Source organism: Microbacterium maritypicum MF109 (genome assembly GCF_000455825.1).
Classification (GTDB): domain Bacteria; phylum Actinomycetota; class Actinomycetes; order Actinomycetales; family Microbacteriaceae; genus Microbacterium; species Microbacterium maritypicum_A.
This window is the reverse complement of record NZ_ATAO01000138.1, coordinates 1-203: the sequence shown is the minus strand read 5'-3', so window position 1 is coordinate 203 and position 203 is coordinate 1. Positions and strand designations below refer to the sequence as shown.

General features: G+C 69.0%; 1 protein-coding gene. It reads left to right on the top strand.

From position 1 onward, the window contains the following. Nucleotides 1-203: hypothetical protein (locus L687_RS28790; protein ID WP_040569665.1), on the top strand; the 203-nt coding region annotated here is incomplete at both ends.

The following is a 203-nucleotide window of genomic DNA, read 5'->3' as shown; positions in this document are numbered from 1 at the left end:
AAGCCGCCGCCCAGCGTGGACTCTCCGAGGTCGCCGTCGGAGCTATCGTGTCGGGCACCATGCGTCCGCAGCAGGCCGGATCCGTCGAGATCGACGACACCGCGCTGACGGTCTACATCGTGACCCCGAACCCGCCGACCACGGTCGACGCGCTCAAGCAGCTCACCATCCCGACGCCGACCGGCATCGTGCAGCTGCAGGAC